Annotated in this window: 13 protein-coding genes and 1 pseudogene; 2 read left to right on the top strand and 12 right to left on the bottom strand. The window is 56.5% G+C overall.

All coding sequences use genetic code 11. The features are described 5' to 3' along the window. Positions 1-43 precede the first annotated feature (43 nt). From RAD15_RS39135 to RAD15_RS39085, 11 genes and pseudogenes are all read right to left on the bottom strand, one after another. A complete protein-coding gene (locus RAD15_RS39135) occupies positions 44-703 on the bottom strand; it encodes an amino acid ABC transporter permease (RefSeq protein ID WP_458184040.1) in 660 nt (219 codons plus the stop codon). After that, entirely contained in the window at positions 700-1,350 is a 651-nt protein-coding gene (locus RAD15_RS39130) for an amino acid ABC transporter permease (RefSeq protein WP_458184039.1), read from the bottom strand. The genes RAD15_RS39135 and RAD15_RS39130 overlap by 4 nt, the downstream gene beginning before the upstream one ends. A 22-nt stretch (positions 1,351-1,372) precedes the next feature. Next, a complete protein-coding gene (gene ehuB, locus RAD15_RS39125) occupies positions 1,373-2,257 on the bottom strand; it encodes an ectoine/hydroxyectoine ABC transporter substrate-binding protein EhuB (RefSeq protein ID WP_458184038.1) in 885 nt (294 codons plus the stop codon). Between the two features lie 761 nt (positions 2,258-3,018). Then, positions 3,019-4,176 (bottom strand): M24 family metallopeptidase, encoded by a 1,158-nt coding sequence (locus RAD15_RS39120; protein WP_458184037.1) that lies wholly within the window; start codon positions 4,174-4,176, stop codon positions 3,019-3,021. A gap of 1,161 nt (positions 4,177-5,337) precedes the next feature. Continuing rightward, positions 5,338-6,474 carry a M24 family metallopeptidase gene (locus tag RAD15_RS39115; protein WP_458184036.1) on the bottom strand — a complete coding sequence of 379 codons (1,137 nt, stop codon included), beginning with the start codon at positions 6,472-6,474 and terminating at the stop codon, positions 5,338-5,340. A 1,045-nt stretch (positions 6,475-7,519) separates the two neighbouring features. Further along, positions 7,520-8,046: pseudogene (locus RAD15_RS39110) on the bottom strand (IS5/IS1182 family transposase); the annotation flags it as partial. 136 nt (positions 8,047-8,182) lie between these two features. Then, entirely contained in the window at positions 8,183-9,367 is a 1,185-nt protein-coding gene (locus RAD15_RS39105) for an ABC transporter ATP-binding protein (RefSeq protein ID WP_458184035.1), read from the bottom strand. Positions 9,368-10,080: 713 nt separating this feature from the next. Continuing rightward, positions 10,081-10,920 (bottom strand): ABC transporter permease, encoded by an 840-nt coding sequence (locus RAD15_RS39100; RefSeq protein ID WP_458184034.1) that lies wholly within the window; start codon positions 10,918-10,920, stop codon positions 10,081-10,083. Between the two features lie 8 nt (positions 10,921-10,928). Next, complete coding sequence (locus RAD15_RS39095; RefSeq protein WP_458184033.1) at positions 10,929-11,777, bottom strand: ABC transporter permease; 849 nt, start codon at positions 11,775-11,777, stop codon at positions 10,929-10,931. 47 nt (positions 11,778-11,824) lie between these two features. Further along, positions 11,825-12,898, bottom strand: coding sequence for an ABC transporter substrate-binding protein (locus RAD15_RS39090; RefSeq protein WP_458184032.1), 1,074 nt, complete (start codon positions 12,896-12,898; stop codon positions 11,825-11,827). 494 nt (positions 12,899-13,392) lie between these two features. Continuing rightward, positions 13,393-13,581 carry a hypothetical protein gene (locus RAD15_RS39085; protein ID WP_458184031.1) on the bottom strand — a complete coding sequence of 63 codons (189 nt, stop codon included), beginning with the start codon at positions 13,579-13,581 and terminating at the stop codon, positions 13,393-13,395. A 590-nt stretch (positions 13,582-14,171) separates the two neighbouring features. Between RAD15_RS39085 and folD the strand changes: the two genes are divergently transcribed. Beyond that, positions 14,172-15,125, top strand: a complete 954-nt coding sequence (gene folD, locus RAD15_RS39080; protein ID WP_458184030.1) for a bifunctional methylenetetrahydrofolate dehydrogenase/methenyltetrahydrofolate cyclohydrolase FolD — start codon at positions 14,172-14,174, stop codon at positions 15,123-15,125. Between the two features lie 374 nt (positions 15,126-15,499). Here folD and RAD15_RS39075 read toward each other — a convergent pair whose 3' ends face one another. Next, positions 15,500-16,507 (bottom strand): D-2-hydroxyacid dehydrogenase, encoded by a 1,008-nt coding sequence (locus RAD15_RS39075; RefSeq protein ID WP_458184029.1) that lies wholly within the window; start codon positions 16,505-16,507, stop codon positions 15,500-15,502. A gap of 501 nt (positions 16,508-17,008) precedes the next feature. Between RAD15_RS39075 and RAD15_RS39070 the strand changes: the two genes are divergently transcribed. Continuing rightward, positions 17,009-17,182, top strand: a complete 174-nt coding sequence (locus RAD15_RS39070; RefSeq protein ID WP_458184028.1) for a hypothetical protein — start codon at positions 17,009-17,011, stop codon at positions 17,180-17,182. The last annotated feature ends 220 nt before the right edge of the window (positions 17,183-17,402 follow it).

Below are 17,402 nucleotides of genomic sequence, written 5' to 3'. Positions count from 1 at the left end.
GGTTCTATATTTCGTTCGCGACCATCTTCGTTACTTATTTCTATCAAGAGCGCGCGCCGAGTCGGAGGTGCCTTTCCAGGATTGTGATTAAAGCAACTGCGACGAGGGCCAGAATAAGAAAGAGAATTTCCGTAACAAACATCGGCTCGGCATACCGATAAGTTTCCGACGCCACATCAAACGCGCTCCCCTGCATTTCCGGAACCGCAATCACCGCAAGTAGTGGCGTGGTTTTGAGGATAGAGATCGAATAGGCGCCGAGCGGCGCTGCAATGTTACGCAACATCTGCGGCATGACCACGAACACGACCGTGTCGAGCCGACAAAGCCCGAGGCTTTGCGCAGCTTCACTCTGTCCCGCCGGTACGGCGTCTATCCCAGCTTTGAAGACTTCCGATATATATCCGGAGAAGTAAAAACTTAAGCCGAAAACGCCTACAGACAGTGCTGGTAATGTTACGCCATAATAGGGCAAAACGAAGAATAGGAAATAAATTTGAACCAGGACGGGTGTGGATCGGATCGCGTCGATTAAAAACTGCGTGGGCGGACGCACAAGCCGATGAGAGCGCCTCAGCATCTCCCAGAAGAAGCCGAGTGCTGTCGCGCCGAAGAACGTCAGTATCGTGACCAGAATCGTGTTCTCGACCCCTTCCAACACCAGTGGCACAATTCGTACGGCAAACACAAAGTCAAATTTCATGAGCGCGCTCGTCCTTCGCCGAAAGACCTTTCCAGATAGCGGCCGAGAATAGTGACAGGATAGCAGATAATCAGATACGCAAGGAGGAGACCGGAATAGACCCCGACTGGATTGTAGCTCAATTCGGAGATTTCCTTTGCGCGGAAGGTCATGTCCGTGAGCGCGATGAGCGAGACCAATGATGTTCCTTTGATCAGTTGGATCGCCTCGTTGACAAACGTCGGGATCATTGCCGCGATGGCCTGAGGCAATTCGACCAAGCGAAGAACATCGAAGCGGCTCAAGCCCAAAGCCAGCCCAGCTTCACACTGCCCACGATTAAGGGCCTGCAATGCCGCACGGACAGACTGGCTACCGTACCCCCCGACATTCAGCCCGAGCACCATTGCGCCAACGGCAATTGCTGAGAGATAGATGCCAAAAGCTGGTAACGAATAGTAGAACGCGTAGAGTAGAACGATGACCGGAGAGCTTCGCCAAAACTCAATGACCGCAGTAATCGCTCCACGATACGCACCAGTTGAGAAGTGCTGCAGCACGCCAGCCAGCAGAGCGAACGGGATCGCATATAGGAGGCCGAGAATAGTGACGCTCGCAGTCACTCCAAAGCCTTGGTATATGGCGCGCATGATTTCAAAAAAGCTCATCCGCTCGCTCTGCTAACTCGGTCTAGTGGTAGTTATCAGGGCATAGGTCTTTGGCTGTTACACCTTCCGGAGCAATGTCGGCATCGGTGAAACCATATTTTTCTGCTATCTTGTTCAGCGTCCCGTCGGCTTTCCGCTTTGCCAAGCCGTCATTGTAGAGATCGCGCAGTTGCGAGTCTTCCGGCCGAAAAACAATAGCCGTGTAGCCGGCCGCTTCTCGGCCATTCTCGACCAGTCCAACGAAGGGAACTGCGCGCTCGAGCTTCCCCCTCAGGTTTGGATCTTTGAGAAGTTCGCCGACAGACGCGGAAGGCAAGAGGATCCCCTCGATCCTGTCAGCCAAAAGTGCGCTGACAAGTGCGTTGTAATCCGGGAGCAGTAGCGTGCGCTCTTTTGGGACACCTGCCCTGGTGGCAAGATCAGCTTCGGTTGCGCCTCGAATAGCACCAATGCGAAGGGCCGGGTTCTTTGCTACATCGGCAAAGCTGTGAATGTTGTGCGGATTGCCTGAGAGGACGCCGAGTGCAGCCTTGATTGCAAGATCGGGGTTGCTGAAAATGACCTGATCGCACCGTAACTTCGTGATATACATACCAGAGGCGATAGCATCAATTCGTTTGGACATGAGGCTGGGAATAAGAGCGGAAAAATCGGTAATTACGAAGTCGATTTCCTTGACCCCAAGCGGAGCGAGCACCGCCTTGACCAAATCCGGCTGAAAGCCGGAAGCGCTACCATCCTCTGCCTTGAATCCCCACGGCGGCCGGTTGTGGATACCTATCGTGATCTTACCTTCCTTGAGCACACGATTAGGGATCAACTGCGCAATGGCAGAAGCCCCAACGCTGACCATCATTACGGCTGCACCGAGCAATATTGCTCGCCTGCCCAACTCGTGTCCCGTCATTTAACCTCCCGATATTATTGGTGATGGACAGGAGTATTTTGACAGTACCTCGCCGGCCATTTCGAGCGGGATTCGGTATATCGGCGCAGACATTCGGCGTGAAGCGCCCAAAACGAAAGGAATTCCGGCGCTGGCGTACCCACACAGACGACGGCGCATCGCCCGGCTCCCGTGCATCGGTGTGACGACCGGTCAGCATCGCCCGCGGCGGCATGAAGTTCAACGATATATGTATTAGGACCGCCATTCAATGGCGACGCGCCGTCGCCCTGCTCACGCCGGACGTCCAACAGATGATCATGAGGCGACGCGCCAATTAGAGATCGCAGTCGTGTCACTGGACAGGAGGAATTGCACTTTCCCAACCTCCCTGAAAAAAGCGCTGATTGATTGCATTCGCGCCTCTGTCCACGGCGAGCAAACTGGGCTCAGGTCCCATCAAAACCCGTGCACCAGAGCGCCTCTTTCGAGAGAGCAACCGTGCACGGGTTTGTCAGTTCACTGATCATTCTCAAAGCTCGTCGCGCGGAGGTTACGCTCTATGCGGCGGCCCGCGCGCTCAGGCACTCTGCCGGCTCCGGCGCCTCCATCTCGGCAGAGAAGGGGATTAAATCGGCTCCTTCAGAGCACCCGGGCGCGCCAGGGGAAAAGAATTACCGGCCGCCGTCGGGCAATCTTTGGAGGTCCAACGCGGACGATGATCCTGCACGCTAACACATTGACGCTGCAAGGCGTCGGCGTCCGCGAGAGACGGCGGAAAGTCAGTAATTGACCAGCAGATCGCGTGACATGCTGCTCAGCGATTTCGCGCCATGCTCCGTAACGCGAACCGTTTCACTGAAGATGTAGCCATCATCTTTCTCCCAGATACCCATAAGGAGGTGGAAGGTCATATTGGGTTGAATGATGGTCTCATCTCCCTCCTGAAAGCTTGGCCCCCCATCCGTCCAGTCGATGCCAATCGAGTAGCCAATCCTGGATTCCTTGCGTACGCCACGAGGAGCAAACACTCGTCGGAACGCTTGCTCAACATCGCCGCACTGCGCCCCCGGCCGTATAGTTTCAAATGCCGCAAGGAAGCCATCGAGACATGCTTGGTGCACGTGCCGCGCCCGAACAGATGGCTCCCCCAGAAAGACCGTCCGTGACAAGCCGCAGCAATATCGGTGACGGAAGGCACCGATCTCGAAATTGGTCTGACAGCCCGCCTTGTAGTGTCCATCGGACCACTTAAGATGTGGCGCATTGGCTGGAGAGCCAACCGGCATGGTGAGAGGATATCGATTGGCTCCGCCCGGGAATTCCGGTGTACCCGCGCACAACGCATGCGTAACGGCAGCGGCCACGTCGCATTCGCGGGCACCGACAGCGATTGCGAGGCGGCCGACCTGAACGGCCCTATCCGCGATCTTTCCGGCTTGCTCCATGTAGGCCAGCTCAGCTGGTGATTTTATCGCCTTCAGTTCGGAAATCATCCCATCTGCATCGACGGACTGCGACAAGTCCAAGCTGCTGCTTAACGCGGCATGGGCCTTCACTCCAAACAGCCTAGCCGTTAGCTCGAGGCCGATTCGGCGCGACTTGACACGCTCGCGGATCAGATCGCCAATCGGCTGCCATGCAGTTCGCTGGCTCGAACCGATGTATTTCTCGGGATAACTGAGGACACGCGATTGGGGCAGGTACGAGCTGGCCGCGGCGCATGCGACATCCATCTCGCGTAAAATCAGCCACGGATCTTCCTCATCTTGACAGACAAGAGCGAGTTGCGGAACGTAATCCGAAAACCCCTCATAGCCGGTGAGATAGTTCATGTTCGACTCGCTAAGGACCAGGATCGCGTCCAAACCGCGTTCGGCCATGCGCTGGCGCAGCCGAGCAGTGCGCTGGCGGTACTCCTGTTGACCGAATGCGGGCATGTGTGCTTTCTCCTGACGTTAGTTGCTTCTCGGCAATGCACGGCATCTGCCGACGCGGCGATCCTCAAGAACTAACACGTATAGACGCACAAAAACCGTAAACGACGGCAAGTTTCGCCGGAATCCTGCAGAATTCGGCTCCTCATTGCAAGCCAAATGCACGCAGTTGCGCCACCACAGCCAGCGAGCTTGGATCTGTGGTGGTACGCTTCCGATCCAATCGCATACTTGGTTTGTGTGACCACAGCCCCTGAAACGCCGCGTCTTCGACGCCGATCACCAGGCACCCGGAGTTTGAATTTCGGGAATCCTTCGCAGAAGGGGATAACGGCGCCGTAATGGTCCCGACCGAAAGAGGCCGTACGCTTCTCGCGAGGATACCTGGCGTGTCGCGCCGACAATCTGGATAGCAAGCCGCGATCGGGCGTGCTCTGCGGAGGACGGCGGCACATTGCGCCAGCGTTCAACACGGCCGATCACCGGCTCTTACCTCACATCTTCCTGCGTCCAACAGCTAGTATGTTTGGGTGATGTGACGATCGCATTGGGGCTGTTGCCGCACGCCCATCGCACGCGATGGACTCTCTTCAGCCCCGGTAACTTTCTTTGGAATGGTTATGGCGGCCAAGGCTCGCAACATAGTAGGCTGCGAAATCCGGCGGCGAGCAGCTTCAACAGTTTGCACCGAGAACGGTCCAGAAAACCGTCTAGCAGCACGCCGCCCGAGCTTAACTACTAACCGGCCGCTGAGCGCGGAAGATAGTTACGTTGCCTATGAAGACAGCGCTGACGCATCCAACCCGAGGAGATGTCCATCATAGTGATCTTCCCCCGAAAAACTCGACGAAGCTGCTTTTAACTCCATCTCAATCGCGCTGATAAAGCCGATAGCCGAGTGACCGTGTGGCTTCTGCCCGTGTTGCATAGTGCCTGTGTTGGACGAGCTCCGTCTTGAGGGTGTGAAAGAAGGTCTCCATGAGCATTGTCATAGCAATCTTCCCGGACCACTGCCGCCAACACCTCAACCAAGTGCATGGCGGCGTGCTCGGTCTGATCCTTATCCTCAATAGGTAAAGTCATTTGTCGGAATCAACGCCGTTCTGGGTCGCAAGGAGGGATTAGCAGCATATCGACTGAGGGCAGCCAATTAGCCGAGAGGACCTATTCGTTCCAAAAGAGCTTACGCTCCATGCTCGTGATCCGCTCAGGGCCGTCCTGTGTGACGAGCACCATCTCGCTGATACCGATGCCCTTTGCCATCACGAGCATGTGGAACACCATTCCAGGCTCCAAGACCCAATTGGCGCCAGGCGAGAACTCTCTCAACTCTTCGGTTGCAGATGGCCGCACGTTAAGCCCTAGAGAATAACCTGTCTTGTTGGTATAGCTTTCCCGCAGCCCCGCTGCCAATACAGGCTCCCGAAATGCATTATCAACATGCGCCGCACTTGTTCCCGGTTTCATCAACGCGATCCCAGCATCTTGGATACGAATGAGAGCTTCGGCCGTCCTCAGCTGATCCGCATTCGGCTTACCTGCGATGGTAGTCCGCATGATTCGAGCATGGTAGTTTTGATGGATGCCGGTCGGCTCGAAGTAGATTTGTTCTCCGCGCCGGAGCCGCCTGTCGGTATAACCGCCATGGACCACATCGCCCCGATCCCCCGAGATGATTACTCCATTGATCGGCGGGTCGCCCCCGGCTACGATAATCTCGCCGAAAACGATGCTTGCGAGCTCGCGTTCTGTTGTGCCAACCCTAACTCGTTCAATGCCCGCTTTAACGCCGGCCTCGACAAAAGCGGCTGCCTTGCGAATACATTCCACCTCGATCGGTGATTTGATAATTCGCAGGTGGTCTACGATCTTGGGTTCTGCAACAAAGGACGCGTGAGGCAGCTGAGATCGTAGACGCTTATATCGCTCTGGTGTCAAAAACCAGGAGTGCTCGTCTACTCCAATCTTTCCACCGCCAAGCCCAAGTTGATCGAGTGCTCGTTTCGCCGCGCCTATTGCTGGTTCGAGCGCGTCAACGGCGTCACTATAGAACGTCCATTCCTTGACCCAAGAGCCGAGTTTTGCCGCAGGAATTTCGACGTCGCGAACGATCAGGATTGGATCGCCTTTCGCCGGTAGAACGACCGCATGGTAAGCGTAAAATCCGGGGCCAATATCAAAACCCGTCAGATAAATGATGTTTTGAGGTTGATGCAGGAGCAGGACCGGAAGTCCAGCCTTTTCCATCTCGCTTTGAGTTCTAACAACGCGGCGACGATACTCTCCGACCGATATTGTCATCGACCTGCTCCTTATGAGTTTTACTGAATCTGAAACCGGAAGCCTCAAGCGAACGTTTGGCGTCACATAATGAGATGATCTTGCTTCCGCGATACTTCACTGTGTCCACAAACGACGACTCATGGAGGAGATCGTGGGCTAAAGAGCAATCCATGCTCGTTTTGCGGTTTGGCCGACGCAGACTTATCGAAGCGTCGAACTCTGCTGTCGAGTTCGGCGCCCGGATTATCCGCGCGACAATCTTTTAAGCATCGTCCGACCGCTGAATTTTTGCCAATTCGAATCCTGCCCGTGTCAACAAGCTTTGAAACTTCAACCTCTGTGGAGATATAGTTGCCTCGAAGTCGCGAGGTTCAAAGTCAAAGACGTTGCTATTATCTCAGTCCCTCGTCATCATTGACGCCATTCCTTTCCCCTTAGACGCAGGAATTCTGCAACTTCGATGGTCGCACTGCTTTACTTCTGCGATTTGCAGGTATGCGCCCAGATCTAAAAGGAGACCGCGCGGTGGACGACGCTTACCGCCTATCTGAAGATATGCGCCTTTAAAGGACGCAGTGCCAAATGCAGAGCAGATTGTGGAAGCGGCTGTACTAGCGGTCCACCTCGGATCCAGGCATCCAGATTGTCGCGCTATAGAAGAGCGCCGCGGTATGAGCAACTTTGCTGGCCATATAGGCCAGAGACATGCTGGCCATATTAGCCTCCCGCCGGAGCAAGCCGCGCTCGAAGGATCGCGCACAAGGTAACAGCGCAGGGCATAATCCAAGTAGGCTGTTGAAGAACTCAAAGCCGCGCTCGCAAACGAAGCCTGAATCGTCGCCGTGGCGTACGTAGAGATGGCCAACGAGTCTGCCAGCAGTGCCGATCATAACCCATCCGCGACTGTAGGCGGGATTGTACCCGTCGTGCCATTTCCATGAGAACTCCGCGCAAGCGTGAGGTGCCCTCTTCCACGCGATCGAGGAAGTCGCCGTCACAGCGTCCATTTCGACGATACGCCCGCGGCCGGCAAAAGCCTTGGCGAACCGGGGCACCTTGGCTATCAGCCGGCCTCCTCTATCAGCTTGGCCAACCGCACCAGATCGTAGGCGGCGGCAGCGATGGCAAAGGTCCATCCAACGCGATCACGACCACGGAAGTTGGTCTGCTCTTGCCCGCCGACCGTCCTGATCCAGCCAAATGTCTCCTCGATGAGCTTGCGGATGCGCTGGCTGACGGCGTAGCCGCCGAGCCGGGGCGTTCTCCCGTCAATCGCAGGGCTGCGTCCGCTGGTGTTCTGCGCCGCATGCGGCGTGGTCTAAGCATGGGTGTCGTTCGCGCGTTTCTGGCCACGGAAGTCCGCTTCGGCATGTGCCCGCCGCCGTGAGGCCGGAGGTTCGCCAGAGCCGCCCTTCGGCTTGACGCTCTTGATCGAGGCCCAAGCCTCGATCAGCGTGCCATCGACGGAGAAGTGAAGAAGTGATCGCTCGACAGAAGCTTCTTCATCTTGGGCTGCGCCAGCACGAGATCTGGTGTTAATCGACGAGACCTGGATTGAGTCCAACATGGCCCCACTGCGCGGTGGGGCCAAAAGGCGAGCCGGTGCGGAGCTTCGCGCCACACGGCCACTGGCGGACACTGATCCTGGCGCTTTGCGCTGCGACCGCCTCATCGCGCCTAGCTTGTTCGGTGGTCCGATCACCAGCGAATACCTCCCACATGTGCTCTAGCTCTTGAGCACCACACTATCGTTCGCCGTCCAGCTGACCGTGACCTGACCCTCGGGGGGCAAACGATCGGCGGCGCGCGACGAGACTGTCTTGATACGCAAGATCATGTCTCCCTGACACCAAACCTCGATTCGAGTCATACCGCCGACGAAGGACGTTTGTGTTATTTCGCCGGTGCAATGGTTTTGTTGAGCCGGCACGACCCGTTGTTCAATGCCCTCAGTCACGCGAATATTCTCGGGCCGCACCAGCACTTTGACTTTTGATTCGGGGGGATGCCCTTCTGTGCTGCGCACCGCGAGCGTGAGGCCGCCCCCCGTAATTACCGTATCCTTATCGCTCACTATCCCCTCGATAAGATTCGATTCACCCACAAAATCCGCTACGAACGTGTTAGTAGGCTCGAAATAGAGTTCTTGAGGCGCACCGATCTGCGCAATGCGGCCACGGTTCATCAAACACACGCGATCGGACAGGTCTAGCGCTTCTTCTTGGTCGTGAGTGACGTACACAATCGTCGTGCCAAGATCCCTGTGAAGCCGTTTGATCTCGACCTGCAGCTGCTCGCGCAATTTCTTGTCCAGCGCGCCCAGCGGTTCATCCATTAGGATAACCGACGGAGAATACACGATACATCGAGCGATTCCCACCCGCTGCTGCTGTCCACCTGACAACTCCCTGGGCTTGCGGTGCTCGTAACCAACAAGGCCCACGCGATCCAGGGCGTCGCGCACGCGCTTCCCGATTTCCTCTTTTCCAACTCGCCGGATGCGCAACGGAAAGGCGATGTTGTCAAAAACATTCAGATGCGGCAGAAGTGCATAGTTCTGAAACACCATTCCAAGGCCGCGTTCGCGCGGAGGCATCCTCGATACATTTCGGCCATTTAGAAGAATCTGCCCGCTCGTCGGCGAAACAGCGCCGGCGATGATGTTAAGAATGGTGCTCTTGCCAGAGCCGCTAGGGCCGAGCAGACTCAAGAACTCCCCCTCACGTACGGCGAGATCTGTCTCGTGAACCGCCACAAATGAGCCGTACGATTTTCCAACGCCCTTAAGCACGATCATGTTGCGCTCACAATGAACGTCGGCAACGCCGACCTGCGTTCCACGAACCGGCGATTGGAGCCCGGCTGGTTGTGAGTTGATCAGTGCGAGAGACGGTTTTCTGGACATGCCCATGATTTCTTCGAGCCTTCAATGAGAGCCATGTCCGGAATGCTTGAGAGGCAACACCGGACGACCGGCGAAACGGTGAGACGCGACGAGAGAGTCGAGCCGCCGCCCTCCCTCCTCAAAACCAAGGCGATTGGACAACGATTCAGCACGTCTCGCGCCTGGTCCAGCTTTTGAATACCTTGCCCTCGCTAACAGCCGAGCTAACCGTGACTGGCGCACCGGCGAGCAGCGGATCAAGCCGACGCGCTGCAGCACATTACTCGCGCGTCCTCTAATCCCCTCGTTTCCGAAAGCGCGAGTGCGCAAGGGGAGCGCAACATCCGCGAACAGATTCAGATGCGGTGACAGAGCATAATGTTGGAAGGCGACGCCCAAGTCCCGGTCGCGCAGTGCTGCACTGAAGAGGCCCCTGCTGCTTAGCAAAAATCTGCCCTTTCGACTGCGCGATCGGGCCGGCAATGACGCTGAAGGCTGTAGTCCTCCGCCGAGCCGCTCGGCCCAAGCCAGCTCCGGAATTCGTCCTCGCGCACGGCAGTTCATTGGCGTAAAGGAGCTCCAGCCTTCGTATGTCTTGCCCAGCCCGGCAAATAGGATCAGGTTGTTGTTCGTGCCAGCTGCGGCGGACGCCCTGCGCGACCTCCCGTATTCGGGTGATTGAACGGCCAAACACGGGTCTGCGTCTTTCATCAACGACTGTGAGATCGTTTGGGCCCGCATTAACGTGTGGGCTCCGGCGTACCGGGTTGCAGAAACGTCGAGGCACAGCAGAATATAATTGAGAGCACGGTCAGCAGCGTGGAAACCGCGGCAATCACTGGGGAGATCTCCCATTGAACGCTGCTATACATCTTCACTGGTAGGGTCGTCGTGGTCGGGCCGGTGATAAACCAGGCAATTACCACTTCATCGAACGACACGAGGAACGCGAAGAGCGCCCCCGCAAAGATAGACGGACGGAGCTGCGGCAGGACCACCTTCACCAAAACGATGATCCGCTTCGCCCCCAGAATTGATGCTGCGAATTCGAGCGCCGGGTCAAGCTTTTTGACGCCAGCCATTACGGTCATCAGCACGAAAGGCGTCACATAGACTATGTGACTCATGACCAAGCCTGCGGTTGTGCCAACCAAATGCAAGCGCGATAAGTACAAATACAGTCCAAGCGAAACCACGATCACCGGCACAACGATCGGGCTCATCAAGATAAGCATCACCAAGCGTTTGCCGAGGAATTCAAACCGTACGAGGCCGTAGGCGGCGGGCACGCCGATCAACGTGGCCACCAACGTCGTCATCGAAGCGACCTTCGCGCTTTGAAGAATCGCGCTCATCCAGCTGCTCGACGAAAACAGCTCTCGATATAATTCGAGCGTCCACACACGCGGGGGAAAACTCAGCTCCCCACCACCGCCGAAAGAGATTGGAATCACGATCAACGTAGGCACAAGAATAAATAGATAGACAGCGAACGCGATCGCACTAGTCAACCGCGCATAACGCCGCGCGAGCCGATCAACTAGGAGCTCGCCGCCTTTCGCAAACGCGTCCATTTCCATGGATGCCCTCATACCAGCACTCGCCTCTGTGCCCCAAGTCTACTGTTGCGCTTCTGAAGCCAGTCCGATCCGACCGCGGCGAGGGTCACGATGCCAAGGAGCACCACACCGATTGCTGAGGCCATATTCCAGTCCAGCACCTCACGCGTGTAGAAGTCGACGAGATTAGACATCATCGCCTCCTTGCGTCCGCCGAGAAGGGCTGGAATTACGAAGAAGCCCAATGACATTACCGCCGTGCTGAACGCGCCGGCCACGACCCCCGGCATACTGAGCGGCAACGTGATCTGAAAGAAGATCCGTGCGGGCTTCGCACCCGCGATCTCTGCGGCGAGATAGAGCGACCGATCGATCGCGAGCAAACTCGCCAACACCGGGAACACGATGAAGGGGATCAGATAGTTTGTCATGCCGACGATAACACCGAACCGGTTGAAGAGCATCGGCAGTTCGACATGTACGTGAAAGAGCGCGGACAGCATTCGATTGACGAGCCCGTCGCGGCCAAGTAGCACCAAAAATGCATAACTCTTCACGAGAATACTTGTCCAAAACGGCACCAGCACGAGCACGCTGTACACCGCACGCGCGCGCGGCGCCTGGCGCGCCAAATGCATCGCGATCGGGTACCCAAGTAGCAGGCTCACACCAGCCGCGCTGATGCTGATCGCGAACGTGTTCCACAACGTACGGAGAAACAACGAACTCCCAAATAACCGCTCATAGGCAGACAGAGACAACCCAGTTTCTGTCCAGAGGCTGGTGTATACGACGTAGATCAGCGGCAGCAACAGCACGACAACAGAGAGCAGGGCTGCAGGCCCGACATACAGCAGCACGTCGTTACGCCCCTTCATTTCTTCGTTCTCCAACTGGAAACCTGCCCCGAGATCATGCTTTCGACCTAGCTCAACTGCCATTCCTTGAATCGCTGCGTCACCTGATCAAAGTGATCAGACCACCAATTGTCGTTGAGCTTTACGTTCATCTTGTTGTCCAAGTCGGGCTGCCATTTGCGCGCTTCGGAGGTGAGCGACTGCACCGCGGCTCGACTCGACGGGACAATCCCGAAGTACGCGTTCGCAAGTGCACTTTGCCGGTCGGGTCGCAGCACAAACTGGAGATACTTTACCGCGTTGGCCTTATTCGGCGCGTTCTTCATCACCGAGAGATAGTTAAAGAATAGCAAGTTCTGCTTAAACGAGAAGCGGAGTGACTTGGCGGGGTTCTGCGCTGCAAGCATTATCCCGGGATAAGTGTAGCTGAAATCGACCTCACCAGTCTTTACGAGCGCCCCCGTTTGCGGAGTTTGCTCGACCCAGTGCGCAATGTGCGGCTTGATGCGATCCAACGAACGGAATGCACGATCGACATCGAGCGGATAGAGCTGGTCGGGCGGCACTCCGTCAGCGAGCAACGCGATCTCGAGCGTTTCGCTAGGTCGGTTGCGCAGCGTGCGCGGGCCGGGGAACTTCCCTACGTCGAAGTACTCGATGAATGTCTCCGGATGTTTGCCATCCGGGAACTTGCTGTTATCCCAACAGATGCCACCACAGGATGCTTCAATCGGCACAGCATCCTTGGTGATTGGCGCAATCAGGTTTTCGCTCTTAAAGAGCGCCGGATCTAGCGGTTCCCAGTAACCGTTCTTCGACCCACTGAACGTCATTGCGCCAGTGCCCTCGAAGACGTCCCACTCCACATTACCAGTCATCATCTGCGCTTTCACCTTCGCAAGATCCGGCGTGCTGACTATGGTCACCCGCACCCCAAATTCCTTTTCGAAAGGCTTGACATACACTTCCTCAATGACGCGTTGATAGTTTCCGCCCCACGAAACCAGAATCAGGTTGCTCGCGGCAAACGCCTTACGAGAGGGAATAATCATGGGCGCCCCGATCACGCCGGACAAGATCGCTGCACCGGCACCTTGAACTAACCTGCGCCGCTGAAGGTCGGGTCTCTTGTTCAATGACATAACGTTTCCTTTCCTAAGAACAGTGCTTTTTCAGGTCAGAGGGAAAAGCGCAATTCGGAACACCGAGCCATTCTCAATGAAGCTCGATTGCCAATGCCCACTTCGCCGCGATGGCTACAATGAGCCACCATTCAAACTATCGCGCCTCCAAAACCGGTCTTCTGGCCACGACTCACGGCGTTGATACGTGCCCATGAGACTGACTTCCGGCCCTGCAGGCAAATGCGCGCTTTTCGTCGATAAGCAAGCCGGACGAGAGCTCGACTGCCAGGATCCAATAGGACCACAGACCGCGAGCTTCCATGCGCAATGGATCGTGAAGGGCACCTCACCGACCGCCACGCCATTGAGCGCACAAAACAGCGCGTCGCCCCCTTCCGGGCGCAGGCGCCTCTGCGCAGATCTCCTGCCTATCAAGGCCCGGCGCAGGGGGCGCCTCATCTCGAGCGCGAGCCAGCAAGCTTTGCGCGACCAGTCGAGGGAGTCGTGCAGGCTCATCGATCATTGGCTCGATCGCAATCGGCGGCTTGCACATAGATCACACCTCCCAGAGCAGACATCCGCGATCCGGCCATTTTACCGATTAGGAACATCAGCCAGCCTCTTCTTTGGAAGCTTGACGGGGCGAAAACATAGGCGACAGTGATCGCCCAAAACAGGCTAAAAGCCAGCAGTTTGCGCATAAATACTGCATAAAGTCTGCATTTTCTGCAGATTCTCAGCGCAGAGCGACCCCATGACGATCGCGACCTCGCGCGTATCCACGCAGAAGGACCGACAAGATCAAGCCGCCTGCGATGCAAGGGCTTTGTTTCTTAGCACGGTCGCTTGATCGCAATTCAATAGCACGCGGGTGCCGCGGGCTGAGCGTCACGACCTCGTCAGCCTCACACATCGAGTTTAGTCCGACTTGATCATTTGCAGAAGCTCCATGATGCGAGCGTCGATTCGTAAGTCTCCCGCCCCGCACTTGTGGTGAATTTCATGGCTAGCTCCGACCACTGCGCAGGAAATGATCCCAGTATTTGCAAAAACAGCACGAACTTAACTTACGATACGGGTAAGCTCTGGGAAACAGGTCGCGCGTGCACGCTTGCTGAGTTGCGAGAGAACAACGGCGACGAGCGAGCAATCGCCGGGGGCCATGATCCGAGCTTGCCGCACGAGCGCGCTCTCTTTGTGACTAGGTGGGAAAACTGGCAAAATACGCCAAGTTCAAATCGAATGTCCCATCGGAAAACAAACATCAGTTCTAATGTACGGTGATCTATCGATGAGTATCCAAACTATTCCGGCCACGCAGCAAGGGGAGGCCATTCTCATCGATGGCGCCGCGGAGGCGGCAAAGCTACATTCTGAGTTGCGAAGCGCAGTAGAGAATCTTGCATCGCGCGGTCTTACACCCGGATTGGCCGTGGTTCTGGTCGGCAACGACCCAGCTAGTTCGGTATATGTCCGCAACAAGATACGTCGATCTATTGAGGCTGGGTTCCGTTCGTTTCATCATGAATTGCCGAGCACTACGAGCGAAGCAGATCTGTTGTCATTGATCGTTCGCCTGAATGCAGCTCCCGATGTCGACGGCATTCTCATCCAGCTGCCGCTACCCTCTCATATCGACGCACATGTGGTGACGGCTGCGATTGATCCGGCCAAGGACGTGGATGGTTTTCATCCCATGAACGTGGGTAATCTCTCGCTGGGGGCAGATGCGCTGATCCCTTGCACTCCGCTCGGGTGCATGATGCTAATTAAGGGAGTTCGGAACAATCTCGCTGGACTCAATGCTGTAATAGTTGGCCGCTCCAATATCGTCGGAAAGCCCCTTGCGCAACTTCTCCTTCGCGAAAATTGCACGGTCACCGTCGCGCATTCCAGAACTGAAGATCTTTCTTCGGCCTGTCGCCGCGCGGATATTCTAGTGGCCGCGGTCGGACGGACCGGGCTAATTCGTGGCGATTGGATAAAGCCCGGTGCGATCGTAATCGACGTAGGGATCAATCGCGTCGAACGTAACGGAACGCAGCGCCTGGTAGGTGATGTGGATTTCGAAAGCGCCCGCGCCGTAGCCGGCGCACTTACGCCGGTGCCGGGTGGAGTTGGCCCAATGACGATTGCTTGTCTACTTAGGAATACGATCGAAGCCGCCTGTCGGCGTCGCGGGGTTCAATCGCCCATTGGTGTGGGGCCGGTGTGGAGCACAGGCGCTGTCCCCCTTCAGACTTGACAGCTTGCTAGATGAGACAGAAAGGAACGCCCTCCTACGTCGTTGAGGGCGGGGGTCTGGTCAGCTACCAGACCGCGAGCGAGGCTGCCGTCGATTGTGGATATCAGCTCTGCCCGGAAGACCACTCCAATGGAGCGCCTTTGCGCCGAAAGAGTGGTAATGAGCTCGCCTTCCGGAAAGATCTTCAGATCGCGACCAATTCGCCCGTAGTCGACCGACATGTCGATGTTTGTTTGGGACCGCGATCACGATACCATGGACTTTCCCAGGCCCGACAGCCGCAAGGCTATTCGGGAGCGAGACCCGGGCCGGAGCCTGCCTCGGGCCACCGTCCGGTTTGATCGACGCTGAGGATTACCGCCCCAAGCGCCACCTCAATAGCCGAGTGTGGTGTTACAGAGACCGGACATGTTTTGCTTATCGGGATAGGCCTTCAAATTGCTGGCTAAGAGGGCCGCACTTGCATCGTAGACATCGATCCGGTTCCCACCGATGTGCGGCGTGATAAGGGTGTTCGGCGCATCCCAGAACGGACTGTCCGATGGAAGCGGCTCGACGGGAAACACGTCGAGCGCAGCGCCTCCGATCGTGCCATCACGCAAGGCCGCCAGAAGCGCCGCCTCGTCAATTACTCCTCCGCGCGCGACATTGATGAGGACTGCGGTTCGCTTCATCGCCTTGAATTCGGCCGGACCGAGCAGCATGCGCGTATCCGCAACCAGCGGAAGTGCAACTGCTACGAAATCCGACTCGCCCAGCAGGCGGTGCAGTTCCTCGGGAGCATAGACGGCATCGACGTCGGCAACGGGCGTAGGCTGTCGCTTGGTACCAACAACACGCATACCAAGGTGCTTTGCGTGGCTGGCAATCATGGCTCCGATCTGCCCCAGGCCGATGACGCCCATGGTGCGGGTCGAAATCAGCGGCTCCAACGTGTAATTCGCGTGGGGCTCCCAATGATGCCGTTGCTGGTCCTTCAACCTGCCAAACAAATTCCAGTGGAACGCAAGGGTAGCCATCAGGACGACGCTGGCTGCCGATTCAGCGGCAAAACCTTTCGCAGCCGTGACCAGGATCTGCGGATTGCTGCGGCAATGGGGAACAAAGGCGTCGATCCCGACCCCGGTACTCTGGATCCACTTGAGAGAGGTCAAGCGAGCAAGAACATCGCCAGGACAACTAAAGGCGAATAGCACGTCGACATCGGCTAGGTTTTCCTGATCGAGCAGACTGCCTGTGACGTCCTCGATGCGTAGATCCTTGCCGAGCACATGAACGAACTCGCGGCACTTAGGGTGATATATCAGCACCCGAAGGCGGGATTTGTCCGCGCGGTTGACATCAATCAGACGATAACGGGTTCCCTCACCTTTATCTGCCAATGGTCTCTCCTTGTTCCCCAAGGCCTCTCTCATTCTAGAGTAGCCTAGCAAAGCCGGACCTTAGAAGCTGTTTAGCGCTTAAATACTGCAAAATTGACGAGTTTTCTGGAGGAACTGTGCAAAACAAAGCGCGCCAGCGCCGCGATACCGCGCAGAACCGGCTGCTTGCGCGCTTGCTGACGCGCCGCTCAAGAGCAGCGTAGCAGCCTTAACTCTCCACGTTACTTTCGGATCGACTCAACAGAGCGCGACAAAGCGTCCCGATCAGCCCAAAAAATGGAATCGGCCCAAGATGCGGGATCCAGTATATCGACGAGCTACAAGGACAGAATCGGCCGAAGGATATGCCCTGGCTTGTACCGAGAGAAGCGTGAGTTTGAGTTCTAGCTTATCTCGCCAACCCGGGGGTATCCGATGTCATGATGCAGGACGAGAAGAGAGCGACACAATATTGGAGACAGGCGGCCCTTCTGCGCTCGCAGCTGGATGGGGTGGGCCCACATGCAGGTGCAGCTTGCAGAGGCTATCGATACGTCCGTCCTTTGGAGAGCGACTCAAGGAACGCCATTGATCATCGCCTGCTGGATGGCAAATGCGGTGAAGCTAGGGGAAGAAGGTCAACTTTTCCTCTTTGGAGCAACAGGATGCCTTTTTAAAACCAGCCCATCCGATTGATGGCATGCCCTTTGTACCAAACACCTGCTGTTGCCCACCGGCATTGTAGGGCGACAATTCAAGTGCGGTAAGCAAAGACGCAGTTACGCCGGTTTCTTTGCGATTTCGTCCATGACTTGCTTAGTGGCTCGGTAGGCGAGATCGACGATTTCGTCGATCTCGGCTTCGGATACGACGAGAGGTGGGGCGAATCCGAGAATATCCCCGTGCGGCATTGCTC

Source organism: Bradyrhizobium sp. 14AA (genome assembly GCF_054185205.1).
The sequence above is the reverse complement of the archived record's forward strand: the minus strand, read 5'-3'. Positions and strand labels throughout refer to the sequence as shown.

Coding starts and splice junctions, on each gene's coding strand:
- RAD15_RS39135 (WP_458184040.1), bottom strand. CDS start 703: ATGAAATTTGACTTTGTGTTTGCCGTACGAATTGTGCCACTGGTGTTG.
- RAD15_RS39130 (WP_458184039.1), bottom strand. CDS start 1,350: ATGAGCTTTTTTGAAATCATGCGCGCCATATACCAAGGCTTTGGAGTG.
- ehuB (WP_458184038.1), bottom strand. CDS start 2,257: ATGACGGGACACGAGTTGGGCAGGCGAGCAATATTGCTCGGTGCAGCC.
- RAD15_RS39120 (WP_458184037.1), bottom strand. CDS start 4,176: ATGCCCGCATTCGGTCAACAGGAGTACCGCCAGCGCACTGCTCGGCTG.
- RAD15_RS39115 (WP_458184036.1), bottom strand. CDS start 6,474: ATGACAATATCGGTCGGAGAGTATCGTCGCCGCGTTGTTAGAACTCAA.
- RAD15_RS39105 (WP_458184035.1), bottom strand. CDS start 9,367: ATGGGCATGTCCAGAAAACCGTCTCTCGCACTGATCAACTCACAACCA.
- RAD15_RS39100 (WP_458184034.1), bottom strand. CDS start 10,920: ATGGAAATGGACGCGTTTGCGAAAGGCGGCGAGCTCCTAGTTGATCGG.
- RAD15_RS39095 (WP_458184033.1), bottom strand. CDS start 11,777: ATGAAGGGGCGTAACGACGTGCTGCTGTATGTCGGGCCTGCAGCCCTG.
- RAD15_RS39090 (WP_458184032.1), bottom strand. CDS start 12,898: ATGTCATTGAACAAGAGACCCGACCTTCAGCGGCGCAGGTTAGTTCAA.
- RAD15_RS39085 (WP_458184031.1), bottom strand. CDS start 13,581: ATGCGCAAACTGCTGGCTTTTAGCCTGTTTTGGGCGATCACTGTCGCC.
- folD (WP_458184030.1), top strand. CDS start 14,172: ATGAGTATCCAAACTATTCCGGCCACGCAGCAAGGGGAGGCCATTCTC.
- RAD15_RS39070 (WP_458184028.1), top strand. CDS start 17,009: ATGCAGGTGCAGCTTGCAGAGGCTATCGATACGTCCGTCCTTTGGAGA.